The organism is Streptomyces sp. NPDC050508, assembly GCF_040655155.1.
Classification (GTDB): Bacteria; Actinomycetota; Actinomycetes; order Streptomycetales; family Streptomycetaceae; genus Streptomyces.
This window is the reverse complement of record NZ_JBFAJJ010000007.1, coordinates 281,086-304,847: the sequence shown is the minus strand read 5'-3', so window position 1 is coordinate 304,847 and position 23,762 is coordinate 281,086. Positions and strand designations below refer to the sequence as shown.

Sequence of the window (23,762 nt, the reverse complement as noted above, 5' to 3'; positions counted from 1 at the left end):
GGCGGCACCCCCCGCACAGGGGTGCCGCCCTCTTCCTCAGTCCGGAACCACCGCCGCGTCGGTGAGGGTCAGGATGACCGACGGCTGCCCCGGAGATCTGTCAGCGGTGATCGCTCCCCTGCGCCACGCAAGCCGCCCGCCCCGCCTCCAGCCGAGCCACGGGGATCCGGAACGGCGAGCACGACACGTAGTCCAGTCCGACCTCGTGGAAGAAGTGCACCGACTCGGGATCGCCGCCGTGTTCGCCGCAGACGCCGAGCTTGAGGTCGGGACGGGTCTCGCGGCCCGCCTTCGCCGCGAGCTTCACCAGTGAACCCACGCCGTCCCTGTCGATCGTCTCGAAGGGGCTGACGCCGAAGATGCCCTTCTCCAGGTAGGCCGTGAAGAACGAAGCCTCTACGTCGTCGCGGCTGAAGCCCCACACCGTCTGGGTGAGGTCGTTCGTGCCGAACGAGAAGAACTCCGCCGCCTCGGCGATCTGGCCCGCCGTCAGTGCCGCGCGCGGGAGTTCGATCATCGTGCCGATCGACAGCTTCAGCGACGTGCCCGTCGCCGCCTCGACCTCGGCGATGACCTGGTCGGCCTCCTCGCGGACGATCTCCAGTTCCTGGACCGTGCCGACGAGCGGGATCATGATCTCCGCGCGCGGGTCGCCCTTCGCCGCCTTGCGTTCGGCGGCGGCCTCGGCGATCGCCCTTACCTGCATCGTGAACAAGCCCGGAATCACCAGACCCAACCGCACACCCCGCAGCCCCAGCATCGGGTTCTGCTCGTGCAGGCGGTGGACCGCCTGGAGCAGGCGCAGGTCGTTCTCGTGGGACTCCTGGCGGGACTCCGCGAGCGCGACGCGGACCGACAACTCCGTGATGTCCGGCAGGAATTCGTGCAGCGGCGGGTCCAACAGGCGGACGGTGACCGGGAGTCCGTCCATCGCCTTGAACAGCTCGACGAAGTCTGCCTTCTGGAGCGGGAGTAGAGCCTTGAGGGACTCTTCGCGTTCGGTGTCCGTGTCGGCCAGGATCAGCCGTTCCACCAACTCCCGGCGGTCGCCGAGGAACATGTGCTCCGTACGGCACAGGCCGATGCCCTGCGCCCCGAAGCGGCGGGCGCGCAGCGCGTCCTCGGCGTTGTCCGCGTTGGCGCGCACGCGCAACCGGCGTACTCGGTCCGCGTATCCGATGATCCGGTGGACCGCCTCGACCAACTCGTCGGCGTCGTCCGCACCCGCGTGCATCCGGCCCTCGAAGTACTCCACGACGGGGGAAGGAACCACCGGGACCTCGCCCAGGTACACCTTGCCGCTCGAACCGTCGATGGAGATCACGTCGCCCTCCTCGACCACGTGACCACCCGGCACCGTCATCCGGCGCCGCTTGGTGTCGACCTCCAGTTCCTCGGCGCCGCACACGCACGTCTTGCCCATGCCTCGCGCCACCACCGCCGCGTGGGACGTCTTGCCGCCGCGCGACGTGAGAATGCCCTCGGCCGCGATCATGCCGTCGAGGTCGTCGGGGTTGGTCTCCCGGCGGACCAGGATCACCTTCTCCCCCGAACGCGACCACTTCACCGCCGTGTACGAGTCGAAGACCGCCTTGCCGACCGCCGCACCCGGCGAGGCCGCGATGCCCCGGCCGACCTGCTGGACCTTCGCCTCGTCGTCGAAGCGCGGGAACATCAGCTGCGCCAACTGGGCACCGGTGACCCGCTGGAGGGCCTCCGCCTCGTCGATCAGCCCCTGGTCGACGAGTTGGGTCGCGATACGGAAGGCCGCACCCGCCGTCCGCTTCCCCACCCGCGTCTGCAGCATCCACAACTGGCCGCGCTCGATGGTGAATTCGATGTCGCAGAGATCCTTGTAGTGGTTCTCCAGGGTCTTCATGATCTGCATGAGCTGGTCGTACGACGCCTTGTCGATCTGCTCAAGTTCCGCCAGCGGCACGGTGTTCCGGATGCCGGCAACGACGTCCTCGCCCTGCGCGTTCTGCAAGTAGTCGCCGTAGACGCCCTGGTGGCCGCTGGCGGGGTCGCGGGTGAAGGCGACGCCGGTGCCGGAGTCCGGGCCGAGGTTGCCGAAGACCATCGAGCAGACGTTGACCGCCGTGCCGAGGTCGTGCGGGATGCGTTCCTGGCGGCGGTAGAGCTTGGCGCGGTCGGTGTTCCAGGAGTCGAAGACCGCGTGGATGGCGAGGTCCATCTGCTCGCGCGGGTCCTGCGGGAAGTCGCGTCCTGCCTCGGTCTTGACGATCCGCTTGAACCGGGTGACCAGCTTCTTCAGGTCGGCCGCGTCCAGCTCGGTGTCGACCGTGACCTTCTTGACCTCCTTGGCCTTGTCGAGGGCCTCCTCGAAGAGGTCGCCATCGACGCCGAGGACGGTCTTGCCGAACATCTGGATCAGGCGGCGGTACGAGTCCCACGCGAAGCGCTCGTCGCCGGCCTGCTTCGCCAGGCCCTGCACGGACTTGTCGGAGAGGCCGATGTTCAGGACGGTGTCCATCATGCCGGGCATGGAGAACTTCGCCCCGGAACGGACCGATACGAGGAGGGGGTTGTCGGCCTGCCCCAGCTTCTTGTCCATCGTCGACTCCAGCGCATCGAGGTGTGCACTCACCTCGTCACGCAGTGCCGCCGGCTCCTCGCCACTGTCGAGGTAGGTCTTGCACGCCTCGGTGGTGATGGTGAAGCCGGGTGGCACGGGGAGGCCCAGGTTCGTCATCTCGGCGAGGTTGGCACCCTTGCCGCCGAGAAGGTCCTTGAGGTCCTTGTTTCCCTCGGTGAAGTCATAGACGAACTTCGCTACGTGGGGTTCTTTGTTTTCCGACACGGGTCTCGACTCCTCGGGACGCGGGTGGCTGCCCTGACGGCCAGGAACATACCCAGATCGAAGGCGCCTGGGTACGTCCACTTGCATGTCATGCGTCCGTAACCGGCAGTCCGCCAGCGGATCGAAAATCAAAGCTCGGCAAGCGAACACCGCCGGATGTTTTCACTTCTTGAATGCAACATGGCACGTCAGCGCACATTTCCGCTCACGTGAGCGGCTTGCGGCTCGGCTGTTTTCGATCGATGAACGATCAAGGGGTGGCACGCAGTGCCACCCCTTGGAGAAGTGCAGCCGCGCAAGATCCGCTCACCTGAGCGCCACCCCTATCAAAGGTGGCGAGAATCACGCTTCCACACCCGACCGGATTTCACCATCCGGACGGCCACGGACACCGGCATCGGGACGGAAACGCGGACGTCGCATGCCCGCGGACGTCACATGCCCGCGGACGCCGCTTGCCGACGCACGTCACATGCCCAGCGCGAGCAGCCGTTCCTCGACCCGCTCCGGCGCGTACAGGTGCTCCACGACCAGCACACCCGCTCCCACCAGCCCGGCCCGTTCGCCGAGCCGTGAGGTCAGTACGTGCAGATGAGCGGTGGAGCGAGGCAGCGCCCGCTGGTACAGCAGCTCGCGTACACCCGTGAGGAAGGAGGTCCCGGCCAGGTCTCCCGCGATCATCAGAACCCCGGGGTTCAGCAGCGTCACGACGGTCGCCAGGACATCCCCGACCTGCCGTCCCGCCTCCCGGGCGAACGCGGCCGCTCCCGGGTGCCCCGACGCCAGCAGGTCCCGCACATCCGAGCCGGACGCCGCCGGCACCCCGGTCTCGGCCAGCCGTCGCGCCACGGCGCCACCGCTCGCCACGGCGGCCAGACAGCCGTAGGACCCGCACCGGCACAGCGCGTCCGCGCCCGCCGGGACCCGGATGTGGCCGATGTCCCCGGCGCCGCCGTCGATACCTCGGTACACGGAGCCGTCCACGACGACCCCCGCACCGATACCCGTCGACACCTTGACCAGTACGAAGGCCGAGCAGCCGGGGTGTCCGGTGTGCTGTTCGCCGTAGGCCATGAGGTTGGCGTCGTTGTCGACCAGGACCGGGACCCGGGGGGCGCCGGTGTGTTCGGTGAAGGCGCGGGCCAGGCGGCATCTTATGTCGTAGCCGTCCCAGCCGGGCATGATCGGCGGCTGGACGACGCGGCCGGTCTCGCTGTCGACGGGCCCGGGGACCGCGAGGCCGATCCCGCAGACCTCGGACGGCTGATGTCCGGCCTTCTCCAGCAGCTCGGCGAACCAGCGGCCGAGTTCGCCCAGTACGGCGTCCGGGCCGTCCTCGATGACGAGCGTGCCGCCGTGCTCGGCGAGGATCTCGCCGGTGAGGGTGAGCACGCACGCGCGCGCGTGGCGGGTGTCGAGGTCCGCCGCGAGGACTACAGCGTGGGCGTCGTCGAACTCCAGGGTGATCGAGGGCCTGCCGCCCAGCGGGGAGTCCACCGGACCGCCCGCGCCCTCGCGCAGCCAGCCCGCGCGGAAGAGCCGGTCCAGGCGCTGGCCGACGGTCGCGCGTGAGAGTCCGGTCACCTGTTGGAGGGCGCCGCGGGTCGTGGCGCGCCCGGTGCGCACCAGTTCGAGCAGATCACCGGCGCTCGCCTGACCTCGTCCAGTCATGCGCACCCCCTTGTGTTTCTCAACCCTGCATTACATATTGAGTTTTGCGTGTTAAATAGACGTAACCCTACGGTAGCCATGACCGAACCGGTCGGCACGATGTGTTTCGTGGAGTCCCGAGTGGATAGCACTGCCCAGCTCACAGCCCTCCCCGTGGAACGCACCTTCGTATACGAACCACCGCCCTTGTCAGGTTCCCTGCACCTCAGGGCGGCTGCCGTACTGGAAGGGAACTGGACGGGTGCCTCAACGGTCCCCTCCCGCGGTCTGTATCCGCACCAGTGGTCCTGGGACTCCGCGTTCATCGCGATCGGACTGCGGCACCTCTCGCCGCTGCGGGCGCAGACGGAGCTGGAGACGCTGCTCGCCGCCCAGTGGGGCGACGGCCGTATCCCGCACATCGTCTTCAACCCCTCCGTACCGCTCGACGCGTACTTCCCGAGCCCCGACTTCTGGCGCTCCTCGACCGCAGGACGCGCCGTGGGCGCCCCGCGCACCGTACAGACCTCGGGCATCGTGCAGCCACCGGTCCACGCGCTGGCCGCGTGGCTGGTCCACTGCGCCGACCCGGGCCTGTCCCGCGCGCGTGGCTTCCTCGCCGGTGTCTACCCCCGGCTGGCCGCCTGGCACCGCTATCTGCTGCACCGGCGGGACTTGGGTGGGGGTGGGCTCGCGTCCGTCGTGCATCCCTGGGAACAGGGTATGGACAACAGCCCTTGTTGGGATGCCCCGTTGGGTCGCATCACGCCCGCCGCGGCCCGTTCCTTCCGCCGCGCCGACCTCGACCACGGGGCCGCCGAGGACCGGCCGACGGATCTGGACTACGGCCGGTACGTGCGCCTGGCGACGGACTACCGGGACGGCGAATACGCCGACGGGGCAAGCGAGTTCGCGGTGGAGGACCCGTCCTTCAACGCCCTGCTCATCGCCTCCGAGCACGCACTGGCCCGTATCGCCCGGGAGTTGGGCGCGACCGGCACCGCACGGCACGCGCGCGCGGAGCGCCTGACCGGGGTGCTGATCGAGCGGTTGTGGGACCCGGCGGAGGGCATGTTCTTCTGCCGCGACGTGCGCGGCGGGGACCTCATCCCCGAGCGCAGCGTCTCCGGGCTCATCCCGCTCCTCCTCCCCGACCTGCCCCGGGACATCACCGGCGCCCTCGTCCGTACGGCGTCCGGCCCGCACTTCGGGCTCGGCGACAGCACTGAACTCCCGCCCAGCTACGACCTGTTGGGCGAGGCCTTCGATCCGCACCGGTACTGGCGCGGACCGGCCTGGTTCAACACCGCCTGGCTGCTGGAGCGCGGCCTGCGGCTGCACGGCGAGCGGGCGCGCGCGGACGCGCTGCGGACGGCGGTCCTGGAGACCGCCGACACCACCGACTTCGCCGAGTACGTCGATCCGTACGACGGCGAGGCGTGCGGCGCGACCGGCTTCAGCTGGACCGCCGCACTGACCCTCGATCTGCTTCACGAGCCCCCCGGGCACGGCGTGTCCGCCACGGGTCTCGGCACGTTCGACATGCGCGACACAGAAGTGAGTGACAGAGAAGTCAAGGTCGCCAACGGAGTCAAGGGAGGGGACCGGGGATGACGGACCGGCATCATCTGCTCGTACACGGCGGGACGTTCGCGGCTGTGGGCGACGGCGGGGACATCAGCGGCGTCCGGGGCGGGAGTTCCCCGGACGGGTTATTCGTACGGGACGCCCGGCACCTGAGCCGCTGGCAGCTCACGGTCGACGGCGCGGTGCCCGAGGCACTCACCCCGGTCTCCGACGGGGACATGGCGCGCTGCGTCCTGGTCCCGCGCGGGGGCCGCCAGGAACCGCCCGCGCACACGCTCTTCCGCGAACAGGCCGTCGGTGACGGCTCGTTCGTCGAGTCGCTGAAGGTAACGAGCAACCGTCCGGTGCCGACGACGGTCCGGCTCGCGGTGACCGCGGACGCCGACTTCACCGACCAGTTCGAACTGCGCTCCGACTACCGCACCTACGCGAAGACCGGCGCCACCCGCTCCCGCCAAGTCCTGGACGACGGCGTGGAGTTCGCCTACCAGCGCGGCGAATGGCGGTCCTGTACGACGGTCACGGCCGAGCCCGCTCCCGACGGCGTCGAGGAGACAGGCACCGGCGCCCGCCGCCTCGTATGGACCCTGGACCTCGAACCGCACGGCACCGCCGAGTTGGCCCTGCGGGTGATGGCCCGCCCGCACGGCGACAAGCGCGCCCTGCGCGTCCCGCGCTCACCGGCCGCCCTGAACGAGCAACTCCTCGCGCTGGAGGGCGAGTACGTCCAGGGCGTCTCCTTCCCCACCGGCTGGCCGGAGTTGGCCGCCGCCTGCGCCCGGGGCCTGTCGGACCTGGCCTCGCTCCAGGTCCCGGCGACGGGTCCGGACGGCGAGGAACTGCGCGTACCGGCGGCGGGGGCACCGTGGTTCCTGACCCTCCTGGGCAGGGACGCGCTCCTCACCTCCCTCTTCGCACTCCCCTACCGCCCCCAACTCGCCGCCGCCACGCTCCCGGCGCTCGCCGCGACGCAGGCGACGGCCGTGGGCCCGGAGTCGGTGTCCCAGCCCGGCAAGATCGTGCACGAGGTACGGCACGGCGAGTTGGCGCACTTCGGGCAGGTGCCGTACGGGCGTTACTACGGCTCGGTCGACGCGACCCCGCTGTTCCTGGTGCTGCTCGGCGCGTATGTCGAGCAGACCGGCGACACAGCCCTGGCCCGCCGCCTCGAACCCAACGCCCGTGCCGCGATCGGCTGGATGCTCGACCACGGCGGCCTGACCTCGCGCGGCTATCTCGTCTACCGCGCCGACCAGGGCGGCCTCGCCAACCAGAACTGGAAGGACTCCCCCGGCGCCATCTGCGGGGCCGACGGCACGCGGGCCAGCGGCCCGGTGATGGCGGCGGGGGCGCAGGGGTACGCGTACGACGCGCTGCGCCGCACGGCGTGGGTCGCGCGGACGGTGTGGGAGGACGAGACGTACGCGGCGCTCCTGGAACAGGCCGCGTCCGACCTCCGGGACCGTTTCCAGCGGGACTTCTGGATGCGGGACCAGTCCTTCCCGGCGCTGGCGCTGGACGGCGAGGGCCGGCAGGTCGACGCGCTGGCGTCGGACGCCGGGCACCTGCTCTGGTCCGGCCTCCTGGACAAGGAGTACGGCGCGCTGGTCGGCCGCAGACTCCTGGAACCGGACTTCTTCTCGGGCTGGGGCGTCCGCACCCTCGCCTCCGGCCAGGCGGCGTACCACCCGCTCTCCTACCACCGGGGTTCGGTCTGGCCGCACGACAACGCCCTGATCACGCTGGGCCTGGCCCGCTACGGCCTGCACGACGAGGCCCGTACGGTCGCGCACGCGCTGGTCGACGCGGCGACCGCGGCCGGCCACCGCCTCCCGGAGGTCCTCGCGGGCTACGGCCGCGACACCCACCCGGAGCCGGTTCCGTACCCGCACGCGTGCGTGCGGGAGTCCCGGTCGGCGGCGGCTCCGTTGGCGCTGCTCACGGCGGTCGGGGGCGCGTGACGCAACGGTGATAAGCCGTTTGCCGGGTGTTTGCCCAGTTCCGTGAACAGGGGCATGAGGCAACTCGTACGGAATGGCGGCGGTCCTGCCTCCCCAGTTGGGGCCGCCGCTCCGATCACGGGCCTCGCACGGAAGGACCTTCGGGTTGCCTCAGCACACGAGCACACGCAAGACACCGAACACGGCCGGGGCAGCCGAGGCCTCCGGCGGTTCTGCGGACACCGACACCGAGGCCAACTCCGTTGCCGGCACGGGGATTTCCGCGGCCGGCTCGGACTCGGGTGAGGTCGAGCCTTCGGCGGGCGCGGAGAAGCGGGGCGGGACCGGTTCCTCCGGGATCGCCGACGACACCGAGGCCGCCCTCGCCGGGGTCACGGAAGCGGAAGCCGACGTGCCTGCGAACGTGGAGCCCGAGTCCGAGACCGGTTCCGCTACGGGCGCCGGAGCCGACGGCGCATCTCCCGCCGCTGAGACCGGGCGCGCCGAGAACGCCGTCTCCGAGGGAGCCGTAGAAGCGCGGCCCGAAGCCCCGGGGAAGGCCGCGCCCGAAACCGTGTCCGCCTCCGCGCCCGACGCTGCGAAGCCGGAAACGGCTGACCACGCCGAAGCCGCAGACTCCCAAACCTCCGGCTCCAAGGCCCCCGACGAGACCACCGTGCCCGCCCCGGACGCGGAAACCGCAGTCGAATCGAGCGCCGACGCGGAAGCCGAACCTGAAGCCGACCCCGACGCAGCCACCGACCCCACCCCCCGCCCCACCCCCCGCGCCTGGAGCAGCCGGCTCGGGCTGCGGCGACGTATGCAGGTCTGGCGGGAGAGGCATCCCGTTGGCGCTCGCGTCGTGTCCTGGACCGTCACCGTCCTCGCCGCCGCTCTCGTCCTCGTCTGCCTGCAGATGCCGACCACGGTGAACAGCCTGAAGCCCACCGAGTTCATGCGGCTCCCGGCGGAGGCGATCATGGGGGCTGTCATCCTGATCAGCCTGCCGCGCCGGCCGCGGATCGTGCTGGCGGCGTTCTCCGGTGCCCTCGCCGCCGTCGTGGCGATCCTGAACATGCTCGACATGGGGTTCAACGAATACCTGGGCCGGGGCTTCAACGTCATCCTGGACTGGAGCCTGTTCGGCGACGCGCAGAGCTATCTCAAGGACACGTTGGGCGGACCGGCCACCTCCGGCATCACCGTCGGCCTCATCCTCTTCGTCCTGCTGCTGATCGTCCTGGTGGCGCTGGCCACGGTCCGGCTCGGCAACCTGCTGGCCGCGCACAAGGCCCACGCCTCCCGGGGCGCGCTGGTCGCCGGCACCGTCTGGATCACCTGCTCGGCGTTCGGTCTCCAGGTCTCCGGTGTGCCGTTCGCCGCGGACCACACCGCCGCGATCCTCAAGCTCCGCACGGTGGCCGTCCGCAACACGCTCCGCGACGAGGCCGCGTTCGAGAAGGTGGCCAAGGTCGACGCCTTCGGCAACACCCCGGGCAGCCAGCTCGTCCCGGACCTCCGCGGCAAGGACATGATCTTCACCTTCATCGAGAGCTACGGCCGTAGCGCGATCGAGGACCCGATCATGGCGCCCGGCGTCGACTCGACCCTCGCCGCCGACACCAAGGCCCTGTCGAAGGCCGGCTTCGCCGCGAAGAGCGGCTGGCTGACCTCGGCGACCTACGGCGGCAGCAGCTGGCTCGGCCACTCGACCACCATGTCGGGCCTGTGGATCAACAACCAGCAGCGCTACCGCACGGTGATGGCCAGCGACCACCTGAGCCTGACCGACGCCTTCAAGAAGACCGGCGCCTTCGACACGGTCGGCGTGATGCCGGGCATCCAGAAGGGCTGGCCGGAGCAGAGCTTCTACGGCCTCGACAAGGTCTACAACGCCTTCCAACTCGGCTACAAGGGACCGAAGTTCAGCTGGTCGACGATGCCCGACCAGTACGCGCTGGAGCAGTACCAGAAGCAGGTGCACAGCAAGAAGCGCACCGACGGCAAGTCACTGATGTCGCTGCTGATCCTGACCTCCAGCCACCAGCCCTGGGCGCCGATCCCGAAGCTCGTCCCGTGGGACCAGCTGGGCAACGGTTCGATCTTCGACGCGATCCAGAAGGCCGGCAACAAGGCGTCCGACGTCATCGCCGACTCCACCAAGTCCCGCCAGGAGTACGGCAAGTCGATCCAGTACTCGGTGAACTCCCTCACCCAGTGGCTGGAGCGCTACGGCAACGACAACACCGTGCTCGTCTTCCTCGGCGACCACCAGCCGATCGCCCGGGTCAGCGGCAACCACGCCAGCCGTGACGTGCCGATCTCGATCGTCGCCAAGGACCCCAAGGTCCTTGCGAAGATCGACAGTTGGAACTGGTCGGACGGCCTGCGCCCCGCGCACGACGCCCCGGTGTGGAAGATGAGCGCCTTCCGCGACAGGTTCCTCACGGCGTACGGCTCGACGCCCCACCCGAAGACCAACTAGCCGCCCGAGGTGTCGAGCTCCGCGTCCTCGCCGATCCCCGCGCAGTCGTACGGGTCCTTCAGCCAGCCGTCCGGCAACACCACCCGGTTGTTGCCGGACGTACGGCCGCGGGGCCCGTCGGCGCCCACGGGCCAGGGCTGGTCGAGGTCCAACTCGTCGAGTCCGGACCGGAGTTCCTCAAGCGATGACGTGATCGCGAGCCGCTTGCGCATCTCGCTCCCGACCGCGAAGCCCTTCAGATACCAGGCGACGTGCTTACGGAAGTCGATGACGCCCCGCGCCTCGTCGCCGATCCACTCCCCCAGCAGCGTCGCGTGCCGCACCATGACGTCGGCGACCTCGCGCAACGACGGCTCCAAGACGTCCTGTTCACGTCCCTCGAAGGCCGCCACAAGGTCGGCGAACAGCCACGGACGCCCAAGACACCCGCGCCCGACCACGACCCCGTCGCACCCGGTCTCCCGCACCATCCGCAGCGCGTCCCGCGCCGACCAGATGTCGCCGTTGCCGAGCACGGGGATCTCCGGCACATGCTCCTTCAGGCGCGCGATGGCGTCCCAGTCGGCCGTGCCGCCGTAGTGCTGGGCGGCGGTGCGGCCGTGCAGCGCGATGGACGTGACGCCCTCCTCGACGGCGATCCGGCCGGCGTCGAGGAAGGTGATGTGGTCGTCGTCGATGCCCTTGCGCATCTTCATGGTGACGGGCAGGTCCCCGGCCCCGCTGACGGCCTCCTTCAGGATCGCCCGCAGCAGGTTCCGCTTGTACGGCAGCGCGGAGCCGCCGCCCTTGCGGGTGACCTTCGGTACGGGGCAGCCGAAGTTGAGGTCGATGTGGTCGGCGAACCCCTCCTCCGCGATCATGCGGACGGCCTTGCCGACGGTCGCCGGGTCCACGCCGTACAGCTGGATCGAGCGCGGCTTCTCGGTCGCGTCGAAGCGGATCAGCTGCATGGTCTTGTCGTTGCGCTCGACCAGCGCCCGGGTCGTGATCATCTCGCTCACGAACAGACCCTTGCCGCCGCTGAACTCCCTGCACAGGGTGCGGAAGGGCGCGTTGGTGATCCCGGCCATGGGGGCCAGGACGACGGGCGGCGAGACGATGTGCGGACCGATCCGCAAGGGCGACACGGGCGTGGGCATTGCTCCATTGTGACGTACGGGCAAAGATCATGTATCGGTAATTAGTTAGCCGCACTATCGAGTTTGGCGTACGATGGTTCGCATGCCCGAGCTCAGCCACCGCCGCCGACAGCTGGTGCTCGCGATCTGCTGCATGAGCCTGCTGATCGTGAGCCTGGACGTGACCATCCTGAACGTCGCACTGCCCGCGATGCAGACGGACCTGCACGCGTCGACCTCCGGTCTGCAGTGGACGATCGACGCGTACACCCTGGTCCTGGCCTCGCTGCTGATGCTCTCGGGCTCCACCGCCGACCGGATCGGCCGCAAGCGGGTCTTCGTCGTCGGCCTGGTGGTCTTCAGTCTCGGCTCGCTGCTCTGCTCCCTCGCGCCCGATCTGGACGCGCTGATCTGGTTCCGCATGATCCAGGCGGTCGGCGGCTCGATGCTGAACCCGGTCGCCATGTCGATCATCACCAACACCTTCACCGAGCCGCGCGAGCGCGCCCGCGCGATCGGTGTGTGGGGCGCGGTCGTCGGCATATCGATGGCCGCCGGTCCACTGATCGGCGGCCTGCTCGTGGACTCGGTCGGCTGGCGCTCGATCTTCTGGATCAACCTGCCGGTGGGCGTGGCCGCGCTGCTGCTCACGCTGAGGTTCATCCCCGAGTCCCGCGCGCCCAAGGCCCGCCGTGTCGACCCGGTCGGCCAGCTGCTGGTGATCGCCCTGTTCGGCTCGCTGACGTACGCGATCATCGAGGCGCCGGACTCCGGGTTCACCGCGATCCTGCCGTTCGCGATCCTCGCGCTGGTCGCCCTCGCCGGTCTCCTCTGGTACGAGCCGCGACGCGACGAACCCCTCATCGACCTGCGCTTCTTCCGTTCGGCGCCGTTCAGTGGGGCGACGGTGATCGCGATCAGCGCGTTCTCTTCGCTGGGCGGCTTCCTGTTCCTGTCCACGCTGTATCTGCAGAACGTGGTCGGGTTGGACGCGCTGCACGCCGGCCTGTGGATGCTGCCGATGGCTGTGCCCATGTTCCTGTGCGCGCCGTTGTCCGGGCGGCTGGTCGGCAGTCGGGGGCCACGGATATCCCTGCTGATCGCGGGCGCGGCGATGACCGTGAGTGCGCTGCTGTTCGCCGGGTTCGAGGCGGAGACGTCGAACGTCTCGCGGTTCATCGGGTACTTGCTGTTCGGTATCGGCTTCGGGTTCGTGAACGCGCCGATCACCAACACGGCGGTGTCCGGAATGCCGCGGGCCCAGGCGGGTGTTGCGGCGGCCGTTGCTTCCACGAGCCGGCAGTTGGGGCAGACGCTCGGGGTTGCGGTCGTCGGGGCGGTGTTGGCTTCCGGGGTGGTGGCGTCGTCGTACAAGGAGACGTTTGTGTCTGCTGCTCGGCCGGGGTGGTGGATTCTGGTGGCGTGCGGGGTGGCTGTGCTGGTGCTTGGGGCGGTTACCAGTGGGGCTTGGGCACGGCGGACTGCTGAACGTACGGCTGAGAAGTTGTCGTCTGTTGAGGTGCGCGAAGCGGCGGGGATCAGCGCGTAGTTGAGCGTGTGCGGGTGCGTCGTGGCTGGTCGCGCAGTTCCCCGCGCCCCTAAAGGCAAAGACATCTACCTGGCCTGCGCTATTGCGTACAGCTTCTCCAGCCTCCCCCTCGTCTCCTCGTCCGACGGGGCGTACGTCACCATCCTCGGGCCCGTCGACGGGCCCAGCCACAGGTCGGTGTGGTCGACGGTGATGCGGCCTACGTGGGTGTTGCGGAACTCCTTGCGGCGGGGGGTGGCGCCCACGACCTCGTGGCGGTCCCAGACCTCGCAGAACTCGGGGGACGTGCGCAGTCGCTTGAGCAGTGTCTTCCAGGTGGGGTCGGCGAGGTGGCCCGCCATGGAGCCCCGGAAGCGGGCGGCCATGAGGCGTTGGGTCTTCTCCAGGTGCACGATCGAGGAGCGCCAGTCCTCGTGCGTGTAGGAGAGGATCATGCAGTTGCGGTCCTCGGGCGGCACCGCGTCCATGTCGCACAGCAGCATCCCGTAGGTCCGGTTGTAGGCGAGGATGTCGTACCGGGCGTTCTGCAGACAGGCCGGGATCGGGTCCAGCTGGTCCAGCATCTCGCGCAGGGCGGGGGTGACGACCGGGCACACCGTCGCCGGCCGTGGGTCGGTCGCGTCGGCCAGCTGGAAGAGGTGAGCGCGCTCGCTCGGGTCGAGCAGCAGAGTGCGGGCAAGGGCGTCGAGGACCTGTACGGAGACCTGGATGTCGCGGGCCTGTTCGAGCCACGTGTACCAGGTGACCCCGACCGCGGCGAGCTGCGCGACCTCCTCGCGGCGCAGGCCGGGGGTACGGCGCCGGGTGCCGCGCGGCAGACCGACCTGCTCGGGCGCGATGTGCTCACGGCGGTGGCGCAGGAACGCGGCGAGTTCGTGGCGCCGGATCGTGGACGCGGTCTGCGGAACCTCGGCCGCCACCCCGACCGCTGTCGCTGTCACCGTCTCCTGTGCCATGGTCGTCATCGCTCCAGTCTGCCGCTGCACGGACCCTGTTGCCAGGTAGTCCTGCTACCAGGATAAGGACACTCTGGTACCAGTCTCGCGAGAGGCGCACGCTCGTCAGCGTGACCGAAACCATCGCTTCCCGCACCGTCAAATCCCCGGCGGCGGCACCCGTGCTCAGCGGCCTCGGACTGTTCACGGTGCTGCTGGCCGCGGCGCTGCCCCTCATCGACTTCTTCATCGTGAACGTGGCCCTGCCGACCATCGGCAAGGACCTCTCGGCGAGCGAAGCCGTCCTCGAACTCGTCGTCGCCGGCTACGGAGTCGCGTACGCCGTGCTGCTCGTCCTCGGCGGAAGGCTCGGCGACCTGTTCGGCCGCCGTCGGCTGTTCCTCGGCGGGATGGCCGCGTTCGGCGTGACCTCGCTGGCGTGCGGGCTCGCGCCCACCGCGTGGACGCTGGTCGCGGCGCGGATCGCGCAGGGCGCGGCGTCCGCGGCGATGCTCCCGCAGGTCCTCGCCACCATCCAGTCCACGACCCAGGGCCCGCGCCGCGCCAAGGCGATGGGCCTGTACGGCGCGACCGCCGGCCTCGCCATGGTGGCAGGGCAGATCCTCGGCGGGGTCCTGGTCGCCGCCGACATCGCCGGTACCGGCTGGCGCGCGGTGTTCCTGGTGAACGTGCCGGTGGTCGTCGTCGGCCTGTTCCTGGCCGCCAAGGTCGTACCGGAGACGCGTTCCCAGCACCCGGAGCCGGTGGACGTGCCCGGCACCTTCCTGCTCGCCGCGTCCCTGCTGGCGCTGCTGGTGCCGCTGACCGAGGGCCGAGCGGCGGGCTGGCCGCTGTGGACGTGGCTGTCGCTGGCCGCGTTCCCGGGGATCGCGTCGGCGTTCTACGCGGTGGAGCGCCGGGCGGACCGGCAGGGCCGTACACCGCTCGTGCCGCCGAGTCTGCTGGCGCTGACCTCGTTGCGGCGCGGGCTGGTGATGATCCTGCCGTTCGGGATGGGCTTCAGCGGGTTCATGTTCGTGATCGCGGTGTCGTTGCAGCGCGGCGCGGGTCTCGGCCCGGTCGCGGCGGGCCTCGCGCTGGTCCCGCTGGCGGTGACCTTCTTCCTCGCCTCGCTCGCCGGGCCGCGACTGGTGACCCGGTACGGCACGCGGATCGTGACGGCGGGGTCGGTCATCCAGGCGGTGGGCCTGGGCCTGATCGTGCTGGCCGTGTGGCGCTCCTGGCCGCACCTCGGGTTCGTCGAACTGCTCCCGGGCGCGGCGGTCGCCGGTGCCGGTCAGGCGCTCCAACTGCCCATCATCTTCCGGATCATCCTGTCCGAGGTGCCGGCGGCCCGTGCCGGTGTGGGCGCCGGCGTGATGGTCACCACCCAGCAGTCCGCGCTGGCACTGGGCGTGGCCACGCTCGGCACCCTCTTCCTGTCGCTGATCCCGGGCATGGGCATGCGCGACGCCCTGGCGACAACCCTGTTGGTGCAGCTGGCGGGCGTGGTGCTGACCGGGCTGCTCAGCCTGCGGCTGCCGCGCACGATCGGCTGACATACCGGAGGAAACGCCGTATGACATGTTCACAGCTTGGACAACTCGGCGTGAATTGAGCCCTGTTGATGTTGGTCTTGCTGCACACTCCTTGCCGGAGACTCCTGAACGGAGGCGAGGCGCATGTTGCAGATCAACACGAGCAAAGTGAGCCGCTGGGACCAGCACGGACGGGAACATGTCGTCCGCGTGCAGCGCAAGGGCGCGCAGCGCACGATCAAGTGCGACACCTGCGGCTGGAAGAAGAGCGCGCAGTTCCTGCCCTGGCTGAAGGCGGAGGAGCATCTGGCCGAGGCGCATCAGGCGACGGTGGATCCGTCCGCCGACTGACCGGGGAGCGATGAGTTCGCGAGGCGGGGAGAGTCGTATCCGATACGACTCCCCGGACCGGAAGGCCGACCGATGAGCTCTCTCCACGACACCCTGCGGCGACGCGTCGACGACGGCACCGTGCCGGGGGCGGTGGGCCTGGTGGCCCGCGGCGACGACGTCGAGGTGGTCGCCGTCGGCTCCGCCGACGTCGAAGGCACCGCCCCGATGACCCGTGACTCGGTCTTCCGGATCGCCTCGGTCAGCAAGCCGGTCACGGCGGCGGCGGTCCTGGCGCTGGTGGAGGACGGGCGCCTGGCGCTGGACGCCCCGGTGGCGGAGTGGCTGCCGGAGCTGGCGAAGCCGACGGTGGTCCGCACGCCCTCCTCGCCGGTCGAGGACGTGGTTCCGGCGGACCGTCCGATCACGGTCGAGGACCTGCTGAGCTTCCGGGCCGGGTGGGGCTTCCCGGACGACTTCTCGCTGCCGGCCGTCCAGGCGCTGCTCGCGTTCCAGCAGGACGGCCGCGCCCCCTACCTTCAGCCCGGCCCCGACGAGTGGCTGGCCGCTCTGTCCCGGATCCCGATGGTGCGCCAGCCGGGCGCCGCGTGGCTGTACAACACGTGCTCGGACCTCCAGGGCGTCCTGGTCGCCCGCGCCTCGGGCTCGTCGTTCCCCGACTTCCTGGCGGAGCGGTTCTTCGGGCCGCTGGGCATGACGGACACGGGGTTCACGGTCCCGGAGTCGAAGCGGGCCCGGTTCACCACCGCCTACACGCCGGGCGAGCAGGGCGCCTTGCAGCAGGCGGACGCCCCGGACGGCGGTTTCAGCCGGCCCCCGGCCTTCCCGTCGGGCGCCGGCGGCCTGGTCTCGACGGCCGACGACCTGCTGGCGTTCGGCCGGATGCTCGCAGCCGGCGGCACGGCACCGGACGGCACCCCGGTCCTCTCCCCCACCTCCGTGAGCCGCATGACCACCAACCACCTCACCGCCGCCCAGCGCGACGCCTCGGCCCTGTTCCTGGAGGGCCAGGGCTGGGGCTACGGCGGACAGGTCGACGTCACCCCCGTCGACCCCTGGAACGTCCCCGGCCGCTACGGCTGGGTCGGCGGCACCGGCACGACGGCCCACGTCGTCCCCCCGACGGGCTCGGTGACAGTCCTGCTGACCCAGGTGGCGATGACCAGCCCGACACCGACACGGCTGATGCGGGAGTTCTGGGGGTGTGCGGCGGGGCGCTGACGCTCTCGACTCGCCCGGACGGCCGACCGGCGTGAGCATGGATGGGCATGATCAGCCGAACGCCCAGCCGAACGAGAGGAGTCCCCCGTGAACGTCGCACTCCGCAGTCGCGGCACTCGTACGATCGCCGCCGGTGCCCTGAGTCTCGTCCTGATGTCGGCCGGGACGGCGAGCGCCTTCGCCGCCTCCCCGAGTCCGAAAGCGAGTCCGAGCGCCATGGGCTCGATCACCGTCAAGGCCGACAAGAGCACGGTGAAGGCCGGCGACAAGGTGACCTTCACCGGCCGCACCAAGGGCCTGAAGGTCGGCACCAAGCTGGTGCTCCAGCACGAGAAGGCCGGGAAGTGGAACGCGCTCAACGGGAGCACCACGGTCAAGAACGGCAGCAGCTACTCGCTCACCGCGAAGCTCAACACCAAGGGCCAGGAACACCTGCGGATCGCGGCCGGCATGACCTACTCCCCGACCGTCACCGTCAAGGTGACGTGACCGGGGCCGACCCTCAGCCCCGCAGTCCCCGCAGCAGCAACTCCACCACCGCCTCGAACTCCGCCTCCACGCCCGGCTTCTGCCACTCGTCCGCGTAGGCCGGGTCGTGGAAGCGGCCCGTGGCCTGGAACACCGCGCGGGCGGCGACCGCCGGATCGGGAACCGTGAAGGCACCGCTCCCGACGCCCGCCCGGATGATCTCCGTCAGCTGGCCGGTCAGTTCGGCGATGTGGTCGCCCACCAGCCGGCCCGTGCCGTCGGTGAGCACCGAGTACGTGGCGAACAGTTCGGGGTCGCCGCACGCCTTGTTCCGCTTGGCCTCGAACAACACCGCCAGCCAGTCCCGCACCCCGGCCTCCGGGTCGCCGCCCTCCGCCACGACGCGGGCCAGCTGCTCCGACGTACGGTCCAGCCAGCGCTTGGTGACCGCCTCCCGGAGCGCCGCCTTCGTGGGGAAGTGCCGGTAGACGGTGCCGTGGCTGACACCGAGCGCGCGGGCCACGTCCACCACGGTGGCTTTCGCCGGGCCGTGGCGGCGCAGCACCTCCTCGGTCACTTCGAGGATGCGCTCGGCGGTCAGGGTCTCGCTCGCTGCCATGACGAAGACCGTACCCGCAGGCCGGATCAGCGCTCGCTGTCGAGGTGGGCCATCGCGGCGGTCGGGTAACGGCCTCCCGCCGCCGCGTCCGCCGGCACGGCCGCCTCGATCGCGGTCAGGTCCGCCGCGTCCAGTACGACGTCCAGCGCGCCCAGCGACTCCGACAGCCGCTCCCGGGTGCGGGCGCCGATCAGCGGCACGATGTCCTCGCCCTGCGCCAGCACCCAGGCGATGGCGATCTGCGCGACGGAGACGCCCTTCTGCTCGGCGATCTTCCGCAGCGACTCGACCAGGGTCAGGTTGTGCGTGAGGTTCTCGCCCTGGAAGCGCGGCGAGTGCGCCCGGTAGTCGGTGGCGGCGAGCTGCCGGTCGGCCGCGAAGTGGCCGGAGATCAGCCCGCGGGACAGCACGCCGTACGCGGTGATGGAGATGCCCAGTTCACGGGTGGTCGGCAGGATCTCGGCCTCGATGCCGCGCGTGATGATGGCGTACTCGATCTGGAGGTCCGCGATCGGCGCGGTCGCGGCGGCCCGGCGGATCGTGTCGGCGCCGACCTCGCTGAGGCCGATGTGCCGGACGTACCCCTGCTCGACCAGTTCGGCGATCGCGCCGACGGTCTCCTCGATCGGTACGTCGGGGTCGACCCGGGCGATCCGGTACACGTCGATGTGGTCGACGCCGAGGCGCTGGAGGGAGTAGGCGGCGAAGTTCTTGACCGCGGCGGGCCGGCCGTCGTACCCGAACCACTCGCCGCCCGGACCGCGCAGCGCCCCGAACTTCACGCTGGTGAGCGCCTGTTCGCGACGGGCGGCCGGGGCGGCGCGCAGGGCTTCGCCGATCAGCATCTCGTTGTGGCCCATGGCGTAGAAGTCGCCGGTGTCGAGCAGGGTGACGCCCGCTTCGAGGGCGGCGTGGACGGTGGCGACGGACTCGGCCCGGTCCGCGTCGCCGTACAACGCGGACATGCCCATGCAGCCGAGGCCGAGGGCGGAGACCTGGGGGCCGGTGGTTCCGAGAGTGCGCGTGGGGATCGTCATGCGCCCCACCCTGACATGACAGATGACAGATTTCAATATCTGTCATTCCAACTCTCACCTCCACGACCACCAACGTGGTCCATACCTCTTGACGAAAGGTCTGGACCACGCGCACTGTCATGTCTACGACACCTCACCGCACCCCCACCGGGAGGCCTCGCATGCCCCGTTTCCGTCATCTGTTCGCCGCCGCCCTGACGGCGGCCCTCCTCGTCCCCCTCTCGATCGCCACCGCGCCCACCGCGTCCGCCGCGGACACCTGCGCCGTGAAGTCCCGCCCGGCCGGCAAGGTCCTCCAGGGCTACTGGGAGAACTGGGACGGCTCCGCCAACGGCGTCCACCCGCCCTTCGGTTGGACCCCGATCACCAACTCCGCGATCGCCACCCACGGTTACAACGTGATCAACGCGGCCTTCCCGGTCATCCGTTCCGACGGAACGGCCCTGTGGGAGGACGGCATGGACGCGGGCGTGAAGGTGGCCACGCCCGCGGAGATGTGCGCGGCGAAGGCCTCCGGCCAGACGATCCTGATGTCGATCGGCGGCGCGGCCGCGGGCATCGACCTCAGCTCGTCCACGGTCGCCGACAAGTTCGTGTCGACGATCGTCCCGATCCTGAAGAAGTACAACTTCGACGGCATCGACATCGACATCGAGACAGGCCTGGTCGGCAGCGGAAACATCAGCCAACTCTCCACGTCCCAGGCCAACTTGATCCGCATCATCGACGGCATCCTCGCCCAGATGCCGTCCAACTTCGGCCTGACGATGGCCCCGGAGACCGCCTACGTCACCGGCGGCAGCATCACGTACGGCTCGATCTGGGGCGCGTACCTCCCGATCGTGAAGAAGTACGCGGACAACGGCCGCCTGTGGTGGCTCAACATGCAGTACTACAACGGCAGCATGTACGGCTGTTCCGGCGACTCGTACTCCGCGGGCACCGTCGCGGGCTTCACCGCCCAGACCGACTGCCTCAACAAGGGCCTGGTCGTGCAGGGTACGACGATCAAGGTGCCGTACGACAAGCAGGTACCGGGCCTGCCCGCCCAGTCGGGCGCGGGCGGCGGCTACATGTCACCGTCCCTGGTCTCCCAGGCCTGGAAGCACTACGGCACGTCCCTCAAGGGCCTGATGACCTGGTCGATCAACTGGGACGGCTCGAAGAACTGGACGTTCGGCGACAACGTCAAGGCCCTGCAAGGGCGTTGACGCTCACCTGGCGGTGAGGGCGAGCTTCGCCCCCAGCGCCACGAACGACCCCGCGAAGCTCCGCCGCAGCCATGTCATCACCCTCGGCCGAGAGGTGACGTGGCTGCGGACGGAGGCGGCGAGGACGCCGTACGCGGCGAAGACGACGAAGGTCGCCAGCATGAAGACCCCGCTGAGCGCCAGCATCCGCACGACGGAGTGGGGTTCGTCGGGGCTCACGAACTGGGGCAGGAACGCGAAGAAGAAGATCGTCAGCTTCGGGTTGAGGATATTGATCAGGACGCCCCGGACGATCACGCGGCCGGCGGACAGGGGTGCACTGTCCTGGTCGACGTCGATCACCGCCTTGTCCTTCACGGTTGCCCATGCCATGTAGAGGAGATAGGCGACACCGGCGTACTTGAGCACCTGAAAGGCGGCGGCACTGGCGTTCAGCAGCGCGGCCAGCCCGACGACGGTGGCCAGCACGTGCGGCACGATCCCGAGCGTGCAGGCGAGGGCCGCGAGGACGCTCGCGCGGCGCCCACGGGAGAGACCGGCGGCCAGGGTGTAGATGACACCGGTGCCGGGGGTGGCGACCACGACGAGGGTCGTGAGGAGGAAGGCGAGGCTCATGAGAGCCAGCCTGGCGGCGCCGCGGATCTCGTGGCAGGTCCAATGGGCCGCCGGTATCGGGGACCAATGACCAACGCCGGACGGGCATTTCCAGCCCGTCCGGCGTTCTCGGTTCAAACAGACCTAGGCGCCGATCAGACGCCCGGCCAGGTAGCCCTCGATCTGGTCGAGGGACACCCGCTCCTGCTTCATGGAGTCGCGCTCGCGGACCGTCACCGCGTTGTCCTCAAGCGTGTCGAAGTCGACCGTCACGCAGTACGGCGTGCCGATCTCGTCCTGGCGGCGGTAACGACGGCCGATGGCGCCCGCGTCGTCGAACTCGATGTTCCAGTTCTGACGGAGGGCAGCCGCGAGGCCCTTGGCCTTCGGGGACAGCTCCGGGTTCCGGGACAGCGGGAGCACCGCGACCTTCACCGGGGCGAGCCGGTGGTCGAGGCGCAGCACCGTGCGCTTCTCCAACTTGCCCTTGGCGTTGGGCGCTTCGTCCTCGACGTACGCGTCGAGCAGGAACGCCAGCATCGCGCGGCCGACACCGGCGGCCGGCTCGATGACGTACGGCGTCCAGCGCTCCTGGGCCTCCTGGTCGAAGAAGGAGAGGTCCTGGCCGGAGGCCTTGGAGTGGGCGTTCAGGTCGAAGTCGGTGCGGTTGGCGACACCTTCCAGCTCGCCCCACTCGTTGCCGCCGAACTGGAAGCGGTACTCGATGTCAGCGGTGCGCTTGGAGTAGTGGGAGAGCTTCTCCTTGGGGTGGTCGTACCACCGCATGTTCTCCTCGCGCAGGCCCAGGCCGGTGTACCAGTTCCAGCGCTGCTCCATCCAGTACTCCTGCCACTTCTCGTCCTCGCCCGGCTTGACGAAGAACTCCATCTCCATCTGCTCGAACTCGCGGGTCCGGAAGATGAAGTTGCCGGGCGTGATCTCGTTGCGGAAGGACTTGCCCATCTGCGCGATGCCGAACGGCGGCTTGCGGCGCGAAGTGGTCTGCACCTGGGCGAAGTTGGTGAAGATGCCCTGGGCGGTCTCGGGGCGCAGGTAGGCGACGGAGCCGGTGTCCTGCGTCGGGCCCAGGTGGGTGGAGAGCAGGCCGGAGAACTCCTTGGGCTCGGTGAACTGGCCCTTGTTGCCGCAGTTGGGGCAGTTGATGTCGGCGAGGCCGTTCTCGGGGGCGCGGCCGTGCTTGGCCTCGTACGCCTCCTCCAGGTGGTCCGCGCGGAACCGCTTGTGGCACGCGGTGCACTCGGTCAACGGGTCCGAGAAGGTGGCGACATGGCCGGAGGCGACCCAGACCTCGGGGGCCAGGATGACGGACGAGTCGATACCGACCACGTCCTCGCGCGACGTCACCATGTAGCGCCACCACTGGCGCTTCAGGTTCTCCTTGAGCTCGACACCCAAGGGCCCGTAGTCCCAAGCGGCGCGCTGGCCGCCGTAGATCTCGCTACTGGGGAATACGAAGCCACGGCGCTTGCTCAGGCTGACGATGGTGTCGATCTTGTCGGCGGCCACGATGCTCTCTTCATGACGAATGGACGGCGGCGAATGACTTAGGTTACCGGCGCCGCCCGCCCCCATATCAAATCGGTTCCTCACCCAGCGCTTGTTGACAACGGTTTCCATGTCAGTTGAAAATGAGTGTCATGAACGTACGACGACACAGCATCTCCGGAATACCCGGGCTCGCAATCGCCGCGGCCACCGCCCTCGGTCTCGGGACCCTCTCCGCCTGCTCCGACAGCGCGTCCGCGGCCAACACGGACAAGTTCGACGTCGTCGCGGCGTTCTACCCACTCCAGTACCTCGCCGAGCAGATCGGCGGGGACCACGTCCACGTCACCAGCCTCACCAAGCCCGGCCAGGAACCCCACGACCTGGAGATCAGCGCGCAGCAGACCGCCGCGCTCGGGGAGTCCGACGCGGTGCTCTACCTCAAGAAACTCCAGCCCGCCGTCGACGACGCGGTGAGCCAGTCCGAGGTCAAGACGAAGATCGACGCCGCGTCCCTGACCACCGAGGAGAAGCACGGCAACGAGGTCGGCGGCCACGCGGCCACCCACGACACCTCGAAGAACGAGGAGCTGGCCGGCCTCGACCCCCACATCTGGCTCGACCCGGTGCGCTACGCCCAGGTCGCCGAGGGCGTCGGCAAGGCCTTCGAGAAGGCCGACCCGAAGAACGCGGCCGACTACAAGACCAACACCGCGGCCCTGGTCAAGAAGCTGGACGCGCTCAACACCGAGTTCAAGACCGGCCTCGCGAACACGAAGACCAAGGTGTTCATCACCACGCACGCCGCCTTCGGCTACCTCGCCGAGCGCTACGGCCTCACCGAGGAGGCCATCAACGGCCTCGACCCCGAGTCGGAGCCCAGTGCCGAGCGCGTGAAGAACCTTGAGAAGATGGCGAAGGCCGACGGCGTCACCACGGTGTTCTACGAGACGCTCGTCAGCGACAAGACCGCGAAGACCATCGCCGCGGACGCGAACCTGAAGACGGACGTCCTCGACCCGATCGAGGGCATCACCAAGAAGTCCCGCGGCAAGGACTACTTCTCGGTCCAGCAGGCCAACCTCAAGGCGCTGCAGACGGCCCTGGGAACCAAGTGATCTACAGCAGTACG

18 protein-coding genes are annotated in these 23,762 nt (G+C 69.5%); 10 read left to right on the top strand and 8 right to left on the bottom strand.

Translation table 11 applies throughout. The features are described 5' to 3' along the window. Positions 1 to 100: 100 nt before the first annotated feature. Both ppdK and AB0I69_RS22300 read right to left on the bottom strand, forming a co-directional pair. A complete protein-coding gene (ppdK, locus tag AB0I69_RS22305; RefSeq protein ID WP_363097367.1) occupies positions 101 to 2,821 on the bottom strand; it encodes a pyruvate, phosphate dikinase in 2,721 nt (906 codons plus the stop codon). A gap of 468 nt (positions 2,822 to 3,289) precedes the next feature. Continuing rightward, a complete protein-coding gene (locus tag AB0I69_RS22300; RefSeq protein ID WP_363097366.1) occupies positions 3,290 to 4,492 on the bottom strand; it encodes an ROK family protein in 1,203 nt (400 codons plus the stop codon). Positions 4,493 to 4,570: 78 nt separating this feature from the next. Between AB0I69_RS22300 and AB0I69_RS22295 the strand changes: the two genes are divergently transcribed. From AB0I69_RS22295 to AB0I69_RS22285, 3 genes are all read left to right on the top strand, one after another. After that, positions 4,571 to 6,085: a hypothetical protein gene (locus AB0I69_RS22295; protein ID WP_363097365.1), complete on the top strand. Its 1,515-nt coding sequence runs from the start codon at positions 4,571 to 4,573 to the stop codon at positions 6,083 to 6,085. Then, entirely contained in the window at positions 6,082 to 8,019 is a 1,938-nt protein-coding gene (locus tag AB0I69_RS22290) for a glycogen debranching N-terminal domain-containing protein (protein ID WP_363097364.1), read from the top strand. The genes AB0I69_RS22295 and AB0I69_RS22290 overlap by 4 nt, the downstream gene beginning before the upstream one ends. A gap of 799 nt (positions 8,020 to 8,818) precedes the next feature. Further along, the gene (locus AB0I69_RS22285; RefSeq protein WP_363097514.1) at positions 8,819 to 10,483 is read left to right on the top strand and encodes a sulfatase-like hydrolase/transferase; all 1,665 of its coding nucleotides are present in this window, start codon (positions 8,819 to 8,821) and stop codon (positions 10,481 to 10,483) included. On the opposite strand, the gene dusB is transcribed toward AB0I69_RS22285, so the two are convergent. Then, on the bottom strand, positions 10,480 to 11,622 hold the full coding sequence (dusB, locus tag AB0I69_RS22280) for a tRNA dihydrouridine synthase DusB (protein WP_363097363.1): 1,143 nt from the start codon (positions 11,620 to 11,622) through the stop codon (positions 10,480 to 10,482). The genes AB0I69_RS22285 and dusB overlap by 4 nt on opposite strands. Before the next feature lie 82 nt (positions 11,623 to 11,704). On the opposite strand from dusB, the gene AB0I69_RS22275 reads away from it, so the two are divergent. Further along, the gene (locus AB0I69_RS22275) at positions 11,705 to 13,150 is read left to right on the top strand and encodes an MFS transporter (protein WP_363097362.1); all 1,446 of its coding nucleotides are present in this window, start codon (positions 11,705 to 11,707) and stop codon (positions 13,148 to 13,150) included. Between the two features lie 65 nt (positions 13,151 to 13,215). Here AB0I69_RS22275 and AB0I69_RS22270 read toward each other — a convergent pair whose 3' ends face one another. Then, positions 13,216 to 14,115, bottom strand: a complete 900-nt coding sequence (locus tag AB0I69_RS22270; RefSeq protein WP_363097361.1) for a helix-turn-helix transcriptional regulator — start codon at positions 14,113 to 14,115, stop codon at positions 13,216 to 13,218. A 101-nt stretch (positions 14,116 to 14,216) separates the two neighbouring features. On the opposite strand from AB0I69_RS22270, the gene AB0I69_RS22265 reads away from it, so the two are divergent. The 4 genes from AB0I69_RS22265 to AB0I69_RS22250 all read left to right on the top strand — a co-directional run bounded on the left by AB0I69_RS22265 (position 14,217) and on the right by AB0I69_RS22250 (position 17,684). Further along, positions 14,217 to 15,644 carry an MFS transporter gene (locus AB0I69_RS22265; RefSeq protein ID WP_363097360.1) on the top strand — a complete coding sequence of 476 codons (1,428 nt, stop codon included), beginning with the start codon at positions 14,217 to 14,219 and terminating at the stop codon, positions 15,642 to 15,644. Between the two features lie 123 nt (positions 15,645 to 15,767). Beyond that, positions 15,768 to 15,974, top strand: a complete 207-nt coding sequence (locus AB0I69_RS22260; protein ID WP_363097359.1) for a hypothetical protein — start codon at positions 15,768 to 15,770, stop codon at positions 15,972 to 15,974. A gap of 72 nt (positions 15,975 to 16,046) precedes the next feature. Next, complete coding sequence (locus AB0I69_RS22255) at positions 16,047 to 17,195, top strand: serine hydrolase domain-containing protein (protein WP_363097358.1); 1,149 nt, start codon at positions 16,047 to 16,049, stop codon at positions 17,193 to 17,195. Positions 17,196 to 17,282: 87 nt separating this feature from the next. Continuing rightward, positions 17,283 to 17,684, top strand: coding sequence for a hypothetical protein (locus tag AB0I69_RS22250; RefSeq protein WP_363097357.1), 402 nt, complete (start codon positions 17,283 to 17,285; stop codon positions 17,682 to 17,684). A gap of 13 nt (positions 17,685 to 17,697) precedes the next feature. On the opposite strand, the gene AB0I69_RS22245 is transcribed toward AB0I69_RS22250, so the two are convergent. Next, positions 17,698 to 18,282, bottom strand: coding sequence for a TetR family transcriptional regulator (locus AB0I69_RS22245; protein WP_363097356.1), 585 nt, complete (start codon positions 18,280 to 18,282; stop codon positions 17,698 to 17,700). A gap of 26 nt (positions 18,283 to 18,308) precedes the next feature. Next, positions 18,309 to 19,319, bottom strand: coding sequence for an aldo/keto reductase (locus AB0I69_RS22240; RefSeq protein ID WP_363097355.1), 1,011 nt, complete (start codon positions 19,317 to 19,319; stop codon positions 18,309 to 18,311). 161 nt (positions 19,320 to 19,480) lie between these two features. Here AB0I69_RS22240 and AB0I69_RS22235 point away from each other — a divergent pair, with 161 nt between their 5' ends. Continuing rightward, positions 19,481 to 20,530: a chitinase gene (locus AB0I69_RS22235; RefSeq protein ID WP_363097354.1), complete on the top strand. Its 1,050-nt coding sequence runs from the start codon at positions 19,481 to 19,483 to the stop codon at positions 20,528 to 20,530. A gap of 3 nt (positions 20,531 to 20,533) precedes the next feature. Here the strand turns inward: AB0I69_RS22235 and AB0I69_RS22230 are convergent, their stop codons facing one another. Together AB0I69_RS22230 and AB0I69_RS22225 are read right to left on the bottom strand one after the other, a co-directional pair. After that, on the bottom strand, positions 20,534 to 21,145 hold the full coding sequence (locus AB0I69_RS22230) for a LysE family translocator (protein ID WP_363097353.1): 612 nt from the start codon (positions 21,143 to 21,145) through the stop codon (positions 20,534 to 20,536). 123 nt (positions 21,146 to 21,268) lie between these two features. Next, positions 21,269 to 22,651: a glycine--tRNA ligase gene (locus AB0I69_RS22225; protein WP_363097352.1), complete on the bottom strand. Its 1,383-nt coding sequence runs from the start codon at positions 22,649 to 22,651 to the stop codon at positions 21,269 to 21,271. A gap of 131 nt (positions 22,652 to 22,782) precedes the next feature. Here AB0I69_RS22225 and AB0I69_RS22220 point away from each other — a divergent pair, with 131 nt between their 5' ends. Further along, on the top strand, positions 22,783 to 23,748 hold the full coding sequence (locus AB0I69_RS22220) for a metal ABC transporter substrate-binding protein (protein ID WP_363097351.1): 966 nt from the start codon (positions 22,783 to 22,785) through the stop codon (positions 23,746 to 23,748). Positions 23,749 to 23,762 lie beyond the last annotated feature (14 nt).

Bases quoted from the DNA above. Each gene is read 5' to 3' on its own strand.
- AB0I69_RS22255 (WP_363097358.1), top strand. From the start codon at position 16,047: ATGAGCTCTCTCCACGACACCCTGCGGCGACGCGTCGACGACGGCACC.
- AB0I69_RS22230 (WP_363097353.1), bottom strand. From the start codon at position 21,145: ATGAGCCTCGCCTTCCTCCTCACGACCCTCGTCGTGGTCGCCACCCCC.
- AB0I69_RS22295 (WP_363097365.1), top strand. From the start codon at position 4,571: ATGACCGAACCGGTCGGCACGATGTGTTTCGTGGAGTCCCGAGTGGAT.
- AB0I69_RS22300 (WP_363097366.1), bottom strand. From the start codon at position 4,492: ATGACTGGACGAGGTCAGGCGAGCGCCGGTGATCTGCTCGAACTGGTG.
- AB0I69_RS22290 (WP_363097364.1), top strand. From the start codon at position 6,082: ATGACGGACCGGCATCATCTGCTCGTACACGGCGGGACGTTCGCGGCT.
- AB0I69_RS22275 (WP_363097362.1), top strand. From the start codon at position 11,705: ATGCCCGAGCTCAGCCACCGCCGCCGACAGCTGGTGCTCGCGATCTGC.
- AB0I69_RS22240 (WP_363097355.1), bottom strand. From the start codon at position 19,319: ATGACGATCCCCACGCGCACTCTCGGAACCACCGGCCCCCAGGTCTCC.
- AB0I69_RS22270 (WP_363097361.1), bottom strand. From the start codon at position 14,115: ATGACGACCATGGCACAGGAGACGGTGACAGCGACAGCGGTCGGGGTG.
- AB0I69_RS22260 (WP_363097359.1), top strand. From the start codon at position 15,768: ATGTTGCAGATCAACACGAGCAAAGTGAGCCGCTGGGACCAGCACGGA.
- dusB (WP_363097363.1), bottom strand. From the start codon at position 11,622: ATGCCCACGCCCGTGTCGCCCTTGCGGATCGGTCCGCACATCGTCTCG.
- AB0I69_RS22220 (WP_363097351.1), top strand. From the start codon at position 22,783: ATGAACGTACGACGACACAGCATCTCCGGAATACCCGGGCTCGCAATC.
- AB0I69_RS22285 (WP_363097514.1), top strand. From the start codon at position 8,819: ATGCAGGTCTGGCGGGAGAGGCATCCCGTTGGCGCTCGCGTCGTGTCC.
- AB0I69_RS22235 (WP_363097354.1), top strand. From the start codon at position 19,481: ATGCCCCGTTTCCGTCATCTGTTCGCCGCCGCCCTGACGGCGGCCCTC.
- AB0I69_RS22245 (WP_363097356.1), bottom strand. From the start codon at position 18,282: ATGGCAGCGAGCGAGACCCTGACCGCCGAGCGCATCCTCGAAGTGACC.